This is a genomic window from Vibrio sp. Hep-1b-8, assembly GCF_006124995.1.
Taxonomy (GTDB): domain Bacteria; phylum Pseudomonadota; class Gammaproteobacteria; order Enterobacterales; family Vibrionaceae; genus Vibrio.
Map to the genome: position 1 here is coordinate 78,196 of NZ_QEWN01000142.1, position 16,074 is coordinate 94,269.

Genomic DNA, 16,074 nt, shown 5'->3' on the forward strand with positions numbered 1-16,074 from the left:
GAAACTCTTACATACGTTCTAGAGTTTCGATACCTAGTAGCGATAGACCTTGCTTAATCGTCTTAGCCGTTAATGCGGCTAGCTTGAGACGGCTCTGTTTAACAGATTCGTCTTCAGTGTTAAGAATTGGACATGCCTCGTAGAAACTAGAGAACTGACCCGCTAGTTCGAACAGGTAGCTACACATGATATGTGGTTGACCTTCACGAGCAACTGACTGCACCGCTTCATCAAACTGGAGGAGTTTCGCGATCAGGGCTTTCTCTTTCTCGTCGGTGACTTTGATTTCGCCGCCTAGGTCATCCATAGAGATGCCTGCTTTAGCGAAGATCGAAGATACACGAGTGTAAGCATATTGCATGTAAGGCGCAGTGTTGCCTTCAAACGCTAGCATGTTGTCCCAGTCAAACACGTAGTCTGTAGTACGGTGCTTAGAAAGATCTGCATACTTAACCGCCGCCATTGCAACAGTAGTAGAAATTTTTTGCTTCTCTTCAGCTGCTAGGTCAGGGTTTTTCGATTCAATCAGGTTCGCTGCACGCTCTTCTGCTTCATCAAGGAGGTCAGCAAGGCGAACAGTACCACCTGCACGAGTCTTAAATGGCTTACCATCTTTACCCAGCATCATGCCAAACGCGTGGTGCTCTAGAGTGACCTCTTCAGGTACGTAACCGGCTTTGCGAACGATCGTCCAAGCTTGCATTAGGTGCTGATGCTGACGAGAGTCGATGAAGTAAAGCACGCGGTCCGCACCAAGCTCTTCGTAGCGGTATTTAGCACATGCAATGTCGGTAGTGGTATATAGGAAGCCGCCATCGCGTTTTTGGATGATAACGCCCATTGGGTCGCCATCTTTGTTCTTGTACTCTTCTAGGAATACAACTTGTGCGCCGTCATCTTCGACAGCCAAACCTTTTTCTTTTAGGTCTGCAACGATGCCAGGAAGCATGTCGTTGTACATACTTTCACCCATTACGTCATCACGAGTCAGTGATACGTTTAGGCGGTCGTAGTTACGCTGGTTCTGAATCATTGTGATATCAACCAGTTTCTTCCACATTTCGCCGCAGAATTCATCACCACTTTGTAGTTTAACTACGTAGTTACGAGCCTTAACTGCGAACTCTTCGTCTTCATCGTACAGTTTCTTAGATTCACGGTAGAACGCTTCTAGGTCAGCAAGTTCCATTGACACTTCGCCCGCGTCTTTCTGAACACGCTCAAGGTTAGCGATAAGCATACCGAACTGAGTACCCCAGTCACCGATATGGTTAGCGCGAATAACTTTGTGACCTAGGAATTCTAGTGTACGAACAACAGCATCACCGATGATGGTTGAACGTAGGTGGCCAACGTGCATCTCTTTAGCAACGTTAGGCGCAGAGTAGTCGGCAACAATAGTCTGCTGCGCTTCAGCAGCAACACCAAGACGGCTATCCGCTAGTGCTGCGTCAGCTTGCTTAGCCAGAAAATCTTCGCTTAGGAAAATGTTAATAAAACCAGGACCAGCGATTTCAGTCTTGCTCGCGATACCTTCAAGATCCAGAACATCCAATACTTTCTGTGCAAACTCGCGTGGGTTAGTACCAAGTTTTTTTGCAACGCCCATTACGCCGTTTGCTTGGTAATCACCAAACTGAGGTTTTGCAGATTGGCGAACAGCCGCAGGACTTCCTGCAGGTGCGCCAGCGGCTTCAAGAGCCTGAGATACTTTGTCATTAATAAGTGCTTGGATATTCACACGCGCTTCCTTCAATTCTGGGAATTGGTTGGCTATGCATTCTTAGTTATCCGGATGCTTAACGCACAATCACTGGATAATATCCACTGAGTGGAATGAATGCATATCTCGATCTAGTTCATAAATTTGGCGCACATAATACCAACTTTATTGCTGCGCTTATAGGGAGTGAACTGGGAAATTTTCTACTTTTCCTGACGATCTTGTTAGTATTGGGGGAAAATCAACGCATTGGATACCCAAAAATGTCACAGCAGCTGAAAAACGCGCAATTAATGCCTGCGCAGATGAAACTGAACCTCGAACAATTTATGCATAAAATTCAGAGTTTAAGCGATATCTTGCATATAAATCTTGCGCCTTTCCAAGCCGATCATATTGCGTTACGTATTAACGACCGCGAGTTAGCCGAATTAGCACATCAAGAGTGGCAAAAAGAGGGAAAAGTTATCTCTGAAGCTGAGATTAATGGTCGTCCGATCATCGTGATTCAGTTTGATACACCTGTGAAAGGTTTAGATTGGACGATTGAGTGTTTGGAACTGCCATATCCTGCTGAGGGTAAGACGTATCCTGAGCAGAGCTGGGAACATGTAGAGTTTGTGATTCCGTCACAAGCAACGACAGCGGAAGAGTACTTAGCTGATATTCAGCAACAATTTCCTCAACTAAGTCTTGCTTGGGACAGCCTTGCAGATAAGGGCGTGAAAGTGAAACTCTCAAGCCCGAAAGGCGAGGGGGAGCGCTTAAATAACCCAACAGTAGCATTCAAATATCAAGGGGTGTGCATCAAGTTACACCCGCACTCATTAAAGAGCATTGTTGAGTCTGAACAATCAGCCTAACTCGACATCTTTAGGCCTGAGTTGAAACTCTTCGATCGAACCAATCTCTAGGCCTAAGTCTAGCTTCTCGGACTCATGATGCGCATTACCTTGTGTGTGCATTATGAGCCTATTTGCGGTTCTTGGTTTGAGTTCATTGACCACGAACCGAATCATGTCTGTTCTGGTTAGTCTCTTCAACTCATCAAGGACTAAGTCTCTTTGATTGAATTCAATATCTTTATTGCCAATCGCTACCCATAGTCGCTGAGCGCGACCGCGCAGTGTTGTGTCAGGCATGGCTATCTGGTTCCATAAGCCTCGCTTGCTGCTATGCCATTGATATTCATTGAGTTCTAACAACACCATGTAAAATGCATTGAGGAACTCATCAATGGAACGAATCAGTTCCGCAGGCGCGGCATTGGGTGATTGTACATATAGCGCGATACCTGGATGGCGATTAAGTGGCAGGTTGCCCGTCCCAACCATATATCCTAGCTGCTGCTTCGTGCGAATTTCATGGAAGAAGGTCGCAGACATCAAGTGATTTGCAAGTGAATAAAGTGCAATGCTGCGAGGGCTGGTGTCGTCGCATTGGTAGTAAAGAACGGTGGCTGAATCCTCTTGGTCACAAAACACTTCTCGTTGGAATGAGCCATTCTTGCCTAACATGACCAATGGTCTCAGCGCTTCTTCATACTGCTGATTTTGGACTCTCAAAGCATCTTTTAACGTCGTGCCGAGAGACAAAGCGTCTGCCTTGGTCCAATCCCCATAGACAAACATTTCAACATGCAGCTCAGCCAGAATCGAATCAACGAAACTAGACAGTTCATCGACATTGATGGTTTCCAACGCTTCTACCAGAACAGCATAGGGGGGATTGTTTGGCTGCAAAATGCCAGTTAATGCATTGAACAGTTGCGATATAGGGCGATCTTGAGCCGAATTCAACCAGTTTCTTAAAAGCTGTTGTTTTATGTTGTCAAAGCGAGTTTCGCTAAAGTCCCGTTGAGCGAAGCGACTGAGGATCAATCTCATCAATTCAGGCTGCTTTTGACTAAAACCAGAAATGGTGAGGGTTACGCCACCTTGATGGGCATACATGTTGTAGCCCATACCCGCGATCTCAGCTTGGTATGTGTTGATTGCTAGGCTATCGAGGAACATCTCGACGCAAAGGCGCGTTTTAACTATGTTACGTGGATTGGCGACCGCATGAGGGCTGTCTATCGCAATGTAGATGACCCCTTTAGGCACACGAAATTCCGTGTCTTGCAGGTGCCAGAGTTTGAACCCGGGTAGCTCTTCCAGCACCTGTGGCGTTTCGTGCGGCGTCTCTAACGGCTTCAGATCTAAATCAAAGCAAATAAATGGGTTTTTATCCGGTAGAGCAAAGCTTAGGCTGCTGTTTTCTCTGAAAAACGCTTTCTGTTCGGCTGAGAGTGGCGTAACACCGTAGGGCGTAAAATACCATTTTGCTCTATTTGGGTAGTCATAACCCTTTGCGACGAGAGTCGATCGTAAATTCTCAGGCGTAAAATAGTCAAACAGTGAGGTCAGAAGCTCAGGATCATAGTGATTCATCATGAAGTCGCCATAGATCACATCCTGCTCACGATAGTGCTGCATGTTTATCACTAAATGGCTGACTAAATCGAGCGGTCGAGTCGGTTCTTGGAAACGGAAGGCGGACTCAAGAACGGCCTGTTTCTCAAGGTAGCGCCACTCTGCCATCCCATGTTCCTTAATCAGTGCAAGGTAACTGAATACCGCTTGGATAATGTCGTCGGTATGATCGAGTCCTTTTGGTGTTAACGCACAACTCACTGAAAACTCGCGATAGTTACTACCACTGGTACCGCCTCCGGCTGATAAAGAGGTAATCCAACCTTGCTCTTTGAGAGCCATCATTAGGCTACCACTGCCTTCGTAACCCAATAAATGGGCGAAATAGGAGAGGGGTTTAGATTGGTAATACTGATCCATGCTTGGCATTGGGAACGTCAGTATGAGTTTGCGTATCTCTTTTATCGGTTCAATGTTAACCAAGATGCCCGTCGAATCCTCTTGGCAATAAGGAACGGTAACCTCTTTATTGACGAGTTTATGATTCGGAATGGCTGTGAATTTTTCAATACACCAAGATTCGAGTTGGTCGAGACCTTGAGGCCCCGTGATGGCTAGCGTCATCAAATCGGCTGAATACTGCTCGAAATGAAAAGCGACGATCTCATCTCGAATTGATTTGCCCTCTCTATCCCCCAGAGTTTCGAGGTTACCCACCGAAAATTTACTAAAGGGATGCTCGGGATTGACCAACTCCTTTTGAACTTGATAAAGACGGCGGGAATCGTCATTTAACTTGAGTTTGTACTCTGATTCAACGGCTTGGCGCTCTTTGTCCAAGGCTTCTGGATTAAATAGCGGGGCGGTAAAAAATTGACTGAACCTATCGAGACCGGTTGCAAAGGCATTGGGTGAAACGTCAAAAAAGAAACACGTATGTTCCGTTCCCGTCCAAGCATTGTTGCTGCCGCCATGCTGGTTAATATAACTTTGGAATTCGCCAACTTTCGGGTATTTTTCTGTGCCGAGAAATAGCATGTGTTCGAGATAATGCGCCAACCCTTCTCGTTCGACGGGGTCGTCGAAGTGACCAACATTGACTGCTAATGCCGCTGCGGATTTCTGCGCACTGTTATCGTGGATCAATAATACTCGAATGCCATTAGTCAGAGTTAAGTAACGGTATTGATTGGTATCATTTGGACTAATGTGCACGATACATTCTCCGGAAATTAAGCGATGCTACTATGAGCGATAGGGTAATTATGACTCGGATACCGCTGACTGCAAACTATCTGTTTGAGAAATATGAGCAAAATGAGTGATAGAAATAGAATGATCTGACTTTAAAGAGTGTTAAGAAAGTCAGAGTCTTTCATCTTGGAGTTGATATAATTATTCATAGCTCAAAAAACTATCGTGGCTAAGAAACATCGTCACACAATAATAAATCAAGCTGCCATACAAGCAGCCACATAACAATAACCGCATCGATGTGTAATGCGGGGATAGCATTAGGAATAAGCCATGAAAATTTTCATTATGCGTCATGGAGAAGCGGAACATTTTGCTGAAAGTGATGAGCAACGAGAGCTGACGGAGCGCGGCAGAAGTGCATCTCTAGCGGTAGCCCGAGTCTGTGCGGATAAAGGTTTTGCTCACTTTGACCGAGTACTTGTAAGCCCTTACATTAGAGCGCAGCAAACTTGGCAAGAAATCTCAGCTTGCTTCACAACTGATCATGTAGAAACATGCCCAGACATCACCCCTTACGGTGATTCTGAACAGGTAGCTGATTACGTTGCTGCATTGGTTGATCTACACAAATTGGAGAGTGTTCTGATTGTTTCGCACCTTCCTCTCGTTGGTTATCTAACCGCTGAGTTTGTTACGGATATGATTCCGCCAATGTTTCCGACATCGGGTCTCGTGTCTATTGACTACTCGCCACAGAAATTAACTGGTGAGTTGATGTTTAATATCCACCCATAGTTCGTTTGTGGCGTACTTCAGCCCAGTTTTTTTTAATTTGGTCGCTGTGTATGCCTAACGTCTCTTCGCGTCAACCTGGTGGATGTTTGGTTGCCCATCCCTCAGCCATAAATTTGACAGGATTAATGGACTGGATATTGCATAGTCAAACCAAATTGTTCTTTTTATCCAATATTGTAGCTACCTAACTATGAAGTTTTCCCTGCCGTTTGCTGACAAGCTGCCTTCGATTCCACAACGTGCTATGCCAGCGATTGGCGCACCAGTCATGGTTTTGGCTACGTTGGCGATGGTTATATTGCCAATTCCTGCCTTCCTGCTCGACTTGTTTTTCACCTTCAACATCGCGTTGGCCATGGTGGTACTACTGGTAACGGTTTACACCCGCAGACCGCTCGATTTTGCTGCTTTTCCTACCGTGCTGCTGATTGCAACCCTCTTGAGGCTCGCTCTTAATGTTGCTTCTACCCGTGTTGTTCTACTCTATGGTCACGAAGGTGCTGGCGCCGCAGGTAGCGTCATTGAAGCGTTTGGTAGTGTCGTTATTGGTGGTAACTATGCGGTCGGTTTGGTGGTGTTCCTCATTTTGATGATCATTAACTTTATGGTTGTTACTAAAGGTGCGGGACGTATTTCAGAAGTTAGTGCTCGCTTTACCTTGGACGCGTTACCGGGTAAACAAATGGCAATCGACGCCGATCTTAATGCAGGCCTAATTGACCAAGACCAAGCAAGAACAAGACGTCAGGAAGTCACCAAAGAAGCAGACTTCTATGGTTCGATGGACGGTGCGTCAAAATTTGTTAAAGGTGATGCGATAGCGGGTATCTTGATCTTGTTCATAAACATCATCGGCGGTTTGTCGATTGGTATGGTGCAATACGGACTTGGCTTTGGTGAAGCGATAGAAATCTATACGCTACTGACGATCGGTGATGGTTTGGTTGCTCAAATACCGTCGCTATTGCTCTCTATCGGAGCGGCGATTATGGTGACGCGCCAAAATACCGATGAAGACATGGGCCAACAGGTCGTGTTCCAGATGTTCGACAACCCTAAAGCACTAATGATCACCGCTGGTATTCTGGGTGTGATGGGGGTTGTACCGGGAATGCCGCACTTTGCTTTCCTGTTATTGGCATCGTTGGCTGCGGGCGGCGCATACTGGATTAATTACAAGCAGAAACGCGCTGCGGAAAAAACATCACTTCCAACCACGACCGAACAAGACTCGCCAACGCCTAAGGAACTGTCATGGGATGATGTTCAGCCCGTCGATATTGTTGGGCTTGAAGTTGGCTATCGTTTGATCCCGCTTGTTGACCGAGACCAAGGTGGTGAGCTGTTAGAGCGAGTGAAAGGGGTAAGAAAAAAACTCTCTCAAGATTTTGGTTTCTTAATCCCAGCAGTACATATTCGTGACAACCTTGAGCTGACACCGAACAGCTATCGAATTACCCTTATGGGTGTTGCGGTAGGTGAAGCAGAAATCAGACCGGATATGGAACTGGCAATCAACCCAGGTCAAGTCTATGGAATGATTGACGGAGAGCCGACGATTGACCCAGCGTTCGGCCTCGAAGCGGTTTGGATTCGTGAAGAGCAACGAGAGCATGCACAGGCGCTCGGATATACCGTTGTCGATTCGTCAACCGTACTGGCGACTCACTTGAGTCAACTGCTCACCAACAATGCATCTCAGCTCATTGGTCACGAAGAAGTGCAGAATCTTCTCGAAATGCTCGGACGCAGCACGCCTAAGCTGGTGGAGAGTTTTGTACCAGACCAGCTTCAATTGGGTGTGGTCGTAAAAGTGCTGCAAAATCTACTCAATGAGGCGGTACCGATCAGGGACATCCGAACCATAGTTCAAACCTTGTCCGAATACTCAAGTAAGAGTCAAGAACCTGACATCCTGACCGCTGCTGTTCGTATTGCACTTAAGCGACTAATTGTTCAGGAAATCAATGGTATAGAGCCTGAGTTGCCCGTAATTACCCTTATTCCTGAGCTGGAACAAATCTTGCATCAGACCATGCAGGCGTCTGGAGGAGAATCCGCAGGAATTGAGCCAGGTCTCGCAGAACGACTACAATCTTCTTTAAGTCATGCAACACAAGAGCAAGAACTTAAAGGCGAGCCAGCAGTCCTTCTGACATCAGGTGTACTACGCTCTACATTAGCCAAATTTGTCAAAAACACGATTCCTTCGTTAAGAGTACTCTCTTATCAAGAAATCCCTGACGAGAAACAAATTCGCATTGTTCAAGCTGTCGGTAACTAGTTCTAATGCGTTGATATACGGAACATAATTTGAAAATTAAACGATTTTTTGCCAAAGACATGCGCACAGCCCTGCTCCAAGTTAAAGGAGAACTTGGTGATGATGCGGTAATCATGTCGAACAAAAAAGTCGCGGGTGGAGTAGAAATCGTCGCCGCGGTTGATAGCGATGGAGCGAATCGTTCTAGTAACAGCTACAACTCGAATCCACGACATGCACCCGTTCGTCAGGCTCCGGCGAGTTTGCCTGCTTCGAATAGAACGTTAGATGAAGATCGAGTCAGTCTCCAATCGCAAGCAGATTCTGGTCGATCCATGACCAAGCGTTTTGCCAGCATGCTTAAACAGTACAGCAATGGTAAATCGGCAACGGATGGTCGTGATGAGGAGAGCAATCCAGACTCCCTATCGGCGCTGCTACAACGTCAAAATGCAGCACGTTATGGTGATCGCGAAAATGTTCAAATTCAGCAAGATTCGCCTTTAGCGAGATTGATTGCCGAAGACCGCAGAATTCAAAAGCCAGCGGCAAAGCTCGATCCAACTCGTTATGAGCGTTCCCGACAGCCTGAAAACATCGTCGCCAACGAAGACCTAGAAGAGATGAAAGAAGAGATGACCTCTATTCGTCGTCTTTTGGAACATCAGGTTTCGGGACTTATGTGGCAAGAGGTCGAACGTAGAGAACCTTTGCGTGCTATGTTGATCAAACGTCTTGAACGCATGGGCGTGTCATCTGATCTTGCTGACCAGTTAGCTTGCTATATCCCAGAAGATACGCCACCAACCAAGGCATGGAAGGCGTTACTGGGGCTAGTGTCCGATCAAATTCCTATTGCTAAGCAAGATATCCTTAAACGAGGCGGTGTTGTTGCTCTGTTAGGTCCAACAGGTGTGGGCAAAACAACCACAGTGGCCAAGCTAGCTGCGCGAGCCGCGATGGAATACGGCGCAGATAACGTTGCGTTGGTTTCAACCGATACTTACCGTATTGGTGCGCATGAGCAACTTGCGATTTATGGACGAATTATGGGATGTCCAGTAAAAGTCGCTAAAGATTCTAAAGAGTTAGCCGATGTAATATATCAGTTAAGAAATCGTCGCCTAATTCTTGTTGATACGGCGGGTATGGGTCAGCGTGATGTAAGACTATCGGAACAATTAGACACCTTGATGCATGAGAGTGGAGAGATGATCCACAGCTACCTAGTTTTACCTGCTACTGCACAGCGAAAAGTACTGCAGGAAACGATTGATCACTTTAAACGTATCCCGTTGTCTGGATGCATTATGACTAAGCTAGATGAGTCACTGAGTTTAGGTGAGTTTGTCAGTGTCACAGTGCAAAACGCGCTGCCAGTGGCTTATATCGCGAATGGACAACGAGTTCCTGAAGACATTGTTATAGCGCAACCAAAATATATGGTCGCTAAAGCAAATGAATTACTTGAGAAGTCGACAGATGATGAACCTCACTACTGGAATAGTGAAGCGGAGAGGTTCTAGGCGGCGGACGATTATGACGAAGATTATGATACAAGACCAAGCTAGCGGATTGCGCCGTTTAACGCAGCCTTCTTTAACAAAGGTCATTTCAGTGACGGGTGGTAAAGGCGGTGTTGGTAAATCAAATGTAACGTTGGGAATGGCTATTTCGATGGCTCGCCAAGGTAAGAAAGTCATGGTACTCGATGCGGACCTTGGTCTGGCTAATGTCGACGTAATGCTTGGCATTCGACCTAAGAAAAACCTTGGCCACGTTCTTGCTGGTGAATGCGAACTCAAAGATGCGATTGTAGAAGGGCCGCATGGAATTAAAATTATTCCAGCAACCTCCGGTACTCAATCGATGACAGAGTTGTCGCACGCACAACATATTGGACTGATCCGAGCATTTGGTAGCTTGGAAGATGAAATGGACGTGCTGCTAATCGACACCGCAGCAGGTATTTCCGATATGGTTGTCAGCTTTTCTCGTGCAGCGCAAGATGTGGTTGTGGTTGTTTGTGATGAACCCACATCGATCACTGATGCTTATGCTTTAATTAAACTATTGAGCAAAGACCATCAGGTACAACGATTTAAAATTGTTGCAAATATGGTCAGAAGCTACCGAGAAGGAAGAGAATTGTTCGCAAAGTTGACCTTGGTCACAGAGCGATTCTTGAATGTGAGCCTTGAGCTCGTAGCATGTATTCCGTTGGATGATAAAGTTAGACAAGCAGTGAAAAAGCAAAAGATTGTTGTCGACGCATTTCCAAGATCTCCAGCGGCATTAGCAATCGGCTCATTGGCAAGCAAAGCACTAACTTGGCCAATTCCGAAAACACCGAGTGGACATCTTGAGTTTTTTGTCGAACGCTTACTGAATAGACCAGAGATGTTAGAGGAACCATTTGGTGAATAAGGCGTTGACCTATGAACAGTACGCAAACCAAAACAGTCAGCGGGTATTTTTAGAGAAATACTCGGTGTTGGTGAAACGTATTGCTCATCATTTGCTAGGGCGATTACCGCCAAGTGTGCAAGTAGAAGACCTTATTCAAGCGGGGATGATCGGATTGCTCGAAGCCCAGAAAAACTACGACGGTAGTAAAGGGGCGAGCTTTGAAACTTATGCGGGTATCCGAATTCGCGGTGCGATGCTTGACGATATTCGCCGTGGAGACTGGGTTCCTCGGTCAGTGCATAAGCACAACCGAGAAGTAAGCCAAGCCATTTCAGAGTTAGAAGGGCAATTAAACCGTGACCCCAGCGATACAGAAGTCGCTCAGCACATGGGCATTAGCCTGGAGCAATACCATACGATATTAACGGATATTAACTGTTCACGTTTGGTCGGGATTGAAGACCTCGGAGTTTCAGAAGACGTCATTACTTCCGATGATAGTGACGAAGAGAATGCACCTTTTCAGGGTGTCGCTGATGAATATTTCCGCAAGGCCTTGATAGACTCGATTAAATCTCTACCAGAGAGAGAAGCTTTAGTACTTTCGCTTTATTACGATGAAGAGTTAAACTTAAAAGAAATCGGTGAAGTAATTGGTGTTAGCGAGTCACGCGTTAGCCAAATACTAAGCCAATCAATGCAGCGTCTACGCACAAAGTTGAGTGCATGGACAAATAATGAGTAAAAATCACTGATCTCGAACTCAGTGGAGGCAATTTTGAATAAAAACATGAAGATCCTTATTGTTGATGACTTCTCAACAATGCGCCGTATCGTTAAGAACTTACTTCGTGATTTGGGTTTCAATAATACCCAAGAAGCGGATGACGGCTTAACGGCGTTACCTATGTTAAAAAAAGGTGAGTTCGACTTTGTCGTGACAGACTGGAATATGCCAGGTATGCAAGGTATTGACCTTCTAAAGCATATTCGAGCTGACGATGAGCTAAAACACTTACCAGTGTTGATGATCACGGCTGAAGCTAAACGTGAGCAAATCATTGAAGCTGCTCAAGCGGGCGTTAACGGCTACATCGTTAAACCGTTTACTGCTGCTACATTAAAAGAAAAACTAGATAAGATTTTTGAGCGCTTATAGTCAAGGTATTGACTGAATAGCGTGAAAGGCCAATTCAGAATGATTTCATTAGAACAGGCAAAGCAGCTCGTCGAGCTATTAGAAGATGGTCAACAACAAAAAGCGGATCTTCTTGTTAAAGGCATATACGAAAACATCTCAAATCCGATGCTACAAGAAATTGGGGAATTGACTCGTGACTTACATGAGTCAATTAAACACTTTAGCGTTGATGAGCGAATGAGCGAGATCGCCAATGACGAAATCCCAGATGCAAGGGATCGCCTCCAGTACGTCATTGATAAGACCGAAGTCGCCGCGAATAAAACCATGGATGCAGTAGACCGTTGTCTACCCATCGCGGACAACCTGCATAATGGGCTTTTGCAAGTTCGTCCTCAATGGAATGAACTTATGCATGGTCGAATAGAGCTCGCCGAATTTAAAGCTCTGTGTCACCGAATCGACGACCTGTTAGGGGAAGTGGAAGGTGATAGCTCTGAACTTAGGGGACAGCTAACAGAGATTCTAATGGCTCAAGATTTTCAAGATCTAACCGGGCAGATCATTCGACGTGTGATTACCTTAGTCAACGAAGTTGAAGGTAGATTAGTCGAAATTCTGACTGCGTTTGGTTCTAGTCAGCTGGAACAAAGTGCACATAACAAGAACAAAGCATCGACAGACCCTGAGGGACCTATCCTTAATCCTCAAGAAAGGGATGATGCGGTTTCATCACAAGACGAAGTCGACGACTTACTCTCAAGTCTTGGGTTTTAGAGGTAACATATGAGCTACGATTTAGACGAAGACATTCTTCAGGACTTTTTAGTCGAAGCGGGAGAAATTCTAGAACTACTCTCAGAGCAGTTGGTTGAACTAGAAAATAATCCTGAAGATAAAGATCTATTAAATGCCATTTTCCGTGGTTTCCATACTGTTAAAGGTGGTGCCGGGTTCCTGTCGTTGACTGAACTCGTTGATACTTGTCACGGTGCAGAAAACGTGTTCGATATCCTGCGTAATGGCCAGCGTCACGTTGATGCTAGCCTTATGGATACAATGCTTAAAGCGCTGGATACGGTCAATGAACAGTTCCGAGCTGTACAAGATAGAGAACCGTTGCCACGTGCAGAACAAGATCTGTTGGATGAATTGCATCGCTTAAGCAAGCCTGCATCCGCTGATGAAGCCGTCTCCGCTCCCCCTGTTATTGAAGAAACCGTTCAAGCCGAGCCTGTTATCCCTGAGCCCGTCATTGAAACACCGGCACCTAAAGCTGACGTCTCTGCGGGATCTATCGATGAAATTACTCAAGACGAATTCGAAAGACTGCTAGATGAGCTTCACGGTGCAGGAAGTGCTCCTGGCACATCTGCCAGCAAACCAGCCGCACCAGCGACACCACCTCCTGCGGTGAGTGCAGAGATGAGTGGTGATATCACCGATGATGAATTTGAGAAACTGCTCGATGAATTACACGGTGTAGGTAAAGCGCCAGGAGAGAGTGATGCTCCGACCCCGCCACCTGTGCCTGCACCAGCAGCCCCATCTATGGCTGGCGATAGCGATCTAATGACCGATGAAGAGTTTGAGAGACTTCTTGACGATCTTCATGGTTCAGGCAAAGGCCCGTCAATTGAAGAGCTAGATGCGGCGACTAAGCCTGCTGCCGCTAACCCTGCACCGGCTGCCCCAGTCAAACCAGCTGCGGCGCCACAACCAGCGGTAGCGACTGCGCCAAAAGAACAACCTAAACCGCCAGCGAAGAAAGAAGCCCCAGTTCCGGCGACTCAAGCTAAAAAGCCTCAGGCAGAAGCGACCGTCCGTGTTGATACCTCGACACTAGACATCATCATGAACATGGTGGGTGAATTGGTATTGGTACGTAACCGACTGCTCAGCTTAGGCTTGAATAGCAACGACGAAGAGATGTCTAAAGCGGTAGCAAACCTAGACGTAGTGACTGCTGACCTACAGGGCGCGGTCATGAAAACGCGTATGCAGCCAATCAAAAAAGTATTTGGCCGTTTTCCACGCGTTGTCCGCGACTTAGCACGTAGCTTGAACAAAGACATCACGCTAGAGATGCGTGGAGAAGAGACGGATCTTGATAAAAACCTTGTTGAAGCGCTAGCGGATCCATTGATTCACTTGGTGAGAAACTCAGTTGACCACGGCATTGAAATGCCAGAAGCGCGCGTTGCTTCAGGAAAACCAAGAACAGGTAAAGTGATCCTATCTGCATCTCAAGAAGGTGACCATATTGAACTGGCTATCGTTGACGATGGTAGTGGTATGGACCCTGATAAACTTCGTGGCATCGCCGTTAAACGCGGAATAATGGACGAAGACGCAGCATCACGATTGACGGATAAAGAGTGTTTCAACCTCATCTTTATGCCTGGTTTCTCGAGTAAGGAGCAAATCTCTGATATCTCGGGTCGTGGTGTAGGTATGGACGTAGTGAAAACGGCGATCAATACCCTCAATGGCTCTATCGATATTGACTCAGAAATGGGCAAAGGCACCAAGATCACTATCAAGGTACCGTTAACACTGGCGATTCTACCAACTCTAATGGTAGGCGTTGCGGGTCACCCGTTTGCACTACCGTTAGCGAGTGTGAATGAAATTTTCCATTTAGACCTGAGCCGTACAAACGTTGTTGATGGTCAGTTGACAATCATCGTTCGTGAGAAATCTATTCCACTGTTCTATCTACAAAATTGGCTGGCACCTCGAGCGGGTAAAGTTGAACTGCGTAAAGGCCATGGTCATGTGGTTATTGTGCAAATTGGTAGCCAGCGTGTTGGTTTTGTCGTCGACACCTTGATAGGTCAAGAAGAAGTCGTGATTAAACCTTTAGATAATCTTCTACAAGGAACGCCGGGTATGGCGGGTGCGACAATCACTAGTGACGGTCACATTGCACTTATTCTAGATGTACCAGATTTGCTTAAGCAGTATGCCGCTGCTTCGCGAATCTAAATCGCGAGATATAGAAGGACAAATATGGCGATCAAAGTATTAGTAGTTGATGATTCGAGTTTCTTCCGTCGTCGCGTGAGTGAAATAATTAACGCTGAGGCAAGGTTGGAGGTTATCGATGTTGCCACTAACGGTAAGGAAGCGGTTGAAAAAGCGTTAACTATCAAGCCAGATGTCATAACGATGGATATAGAGATGCCGGTCATGGACGGCATCACCGCCGTTCGAGAGATTATGGCTAAGTGTCCTGTACCTATCTTAATGTTTTCATCGCTGACTCATGACGGTGCGAAGGCAACGTTAGATGCGCTTGAAGCGGGAGCGTTAGACTTTTTACCTAAAAAGTTTGAAGACATTGCGCGTAACCGTGACGAAGCCGTCTCCTTGCTACAACAGCGCGTTATTCAGATTGCTTCTAAACGTGCTTCAATGCGACGTGCGGTTGTTAGACCAGCGGTGACGAAGCCGACAGCTCCGGCTCCGGCAGCAGGACGTACACCACTTCGTCCAGCTCCGACGCCAGCGGCAAGACCATCGGTTGCAACGCGATTTAAAGCGAGCGGTAAGAAGTATCAATTGACTGCGATAGGCACCTCCACGGGTGGCCCTGTCGCACTACAAAAAATATTGACACAATTACCTGGCAATTATCCTCATCCCATTGTTCTCATTCAGCATATGCCAGCGACATTTACGGCCGCTTTTGCTAGCCGATTGAACTCGCTATGTAAGATTCAAGTGAAAGAAGCGGAAGATGGCGATGTATTAAAACCGGGTGTCGCTTATTTGGCGCCAGGTGGTAAGCAGATGATGATTGAAGGTCGTCCTGGATCCGCCAAGTTACGTGTCATTGATGGTGGTGACCGCATGAACTACAAACCATGTGTGGACGTCACCTTTGGTAGCGCAGCTAAGATTTACTCTAACCAAGTTCTGTCAATGGTGTTGACTGGGATGGGTGCGGATGGTCGAGAAGGTGCACGAATGCTGAAAAGTGCAGGCGCGACAATCTGGGCTCAAGATGAAGAAAGCTGTGTTGTTTATGGCATGCCACAAGCCGTTGCAAAAGCGGGGATCTCTACCGAAGATTTACCGCTGGATCGAATTGCTGAGCGTATGTTAGTCGAAGTCGGTCTAGCATAGA

Annotated in this window: 12 protein-coding genes; 10 read left to right on the forward strand and 2 right to left on the reverse strand. The window is 46.4% G+C overall.

Annotated features, from left to right (window positions below; all coding sequences use genetic code 11):
• Positions 1-7: 7 nt before the first annotated feature.
• Entirely contained in the window at positions 8-1,741 is a 1,734-nt protein-coding gene (gene argS / locus DA100_RS20240) for an arginine--tRNA ligase (protein WP_138973780.1), read from the reverse strand.
• A 245-nt stretch (positions 1,742-1,986) separates the two neighbouring features.
• Here argS and DA100_RS20245 point away from each other — a divergent pair, with 245 nt between their 5' ends.
• Positions 1,987-2,586: a VOC family protein gene (locus tag DA100_RS20245; protein WP_138973781.1), complete on the forward strand. Its 600-nt coding sequence runs from the start codon at positions 1,987-1,989 to the stop codon at positions 2,584-2,586.
• On the opposite strand, the gene DA100_RS20250 is transcribed toward DA100_RS20245, so the two are convergent.
• Positions 2,578-5,352, reverse strand: coding sequence for an insulinase family protein (locus DA100_RS20250; protein WP_138973782.1), 2,775 nt, complete (start codon positions 5,350-5,352; stop codon positions 2,578-2,580). The genes DA100_RS20245 and DA100_RS20250 overlap by 9 nt on opposite strands.
• Positions 5,353-5,664: 312 nt before the next feature.
• Here DA100_RS20250 and sixA point away from each other — a divergent pair, with 312 nt between their 5' ends.
• The 9 genes from sixA to DA100_RS20295 all read left to right on the forward strand — a co-directional run bounded on the left by sixA (position 5,665) and on the right by DA100_RS20295 (position 16,073).
• Positions 5,665-6,129, forward strand: a complete 465-nt coding sequence (sixA, locus tag DA100_RS20255) for a phosphohistidine phosphatase SixA (protein ID WP_138973783.1) — start codon at positions 5,665-5,667, stop codon at positions 6,127-6,129.
• Between the two features lie 190 nt (positions 6,130-6,319).
• Positions 6,320-8,413 carry a flagellar biosynthesis protein FlhA gene (gene flhA, locus DA100_RS20260; RefSeq protein ID WP_138973784.1) on the forward strand — a complete coding sequence of 698 codons (2,094 nt, stop codon included), beginning with the start codon at positions 6,320-6,322 and terminating at the stop codon, positions 8,411-8,413.
• A 29-nt stretch (positions 8,414-8,442) separates the two neighbouring features.
• On the forward strand, positions 8,443-9,918 hold the full coding sequence (flhF, locus tag DA100_RS20265; RefSeq protein WP_138973785.1) for a flagellar biosynthesis protein FlhF: 1,476 nt from the start codon (positions 8,443-8,445) through the stop codon (positions 9,916-9,918).
• 13 nt (positions 9,919-9,931) lie between these two features.
• On the forward strand, positions 9,932-10,819 hold the full coding sequence (locus tag DA100_RS20270) for a MinD/ParA family protein (RefSeq protein ID WP_171052268.1): 888 nt from the start codon (positions 9,932-9,934) through the stop codon (positions 10,817-10,819).
• On the forward strand, positions 10,812-11,546 hold the full coding sequence (locus DA100_RS20275) for an RNA polymerase sigma factor FliA (RefSeq protein ID WP_138973786.1): 735 nt from the start codon (positions 10,812-10,814) through the stop codon (positions 11,544-11,546). Before DA100_RS20270 ends, DA100_RS20275 begins: the two co-directional genes overlap by 8 nt.
• Positions 11,547-11,591: 45 nt before the next feature.
• On the forward strand, positions 11,592-11,960 hold the full coding sequence (gene cheY, locus DA100_RS20280) for a chemotaxis response regulator CheY (RefSeq protein ID WP_006879571.1): 369 nt from the start codon (positions 11,592-11,594) through the stop codon (positions 11,958-11,960).
• A gap of 39 nt (positions 11,961-11,999) precedes the next feature.
• Complete coding sequence (locus tag DA100_RS20285) at positions 12,000-12,719, forward strand: protein phosphatase CheZ (RefSeq protein ID WP_138973787.1); 720 nt, start codon at positions 12,000-12,002, stop codon at positions 12,717-12,719.
• A gap of 9 nt (positions 12,720-12,728) precedes the next feature.
• Entirely contained in the window at positions 12,729-14,930 is a 2,202-nt protein-coding gene (locus DA100_RS20290) for a chemotaxis protein CheA (RefSeq protein ID WP_138973788.1), read from the forward strand.
• A 24-nt stretch (positions 14,931-14,954) separates the two neighbouring features.
• On the forward strand, positions 14,955-16,073 hold the full coding sequence (locus DA100_RS20295; protein ID WP_138973789.1) for a chemotaxis response regulator protein-glutamate methylesterase: 1,119 nt from the start codon (positions 14,955-14,957) through the stop codon (positions 16,071-16,073).
• Position 16,074: the final 1 nt, after the last annotated feature.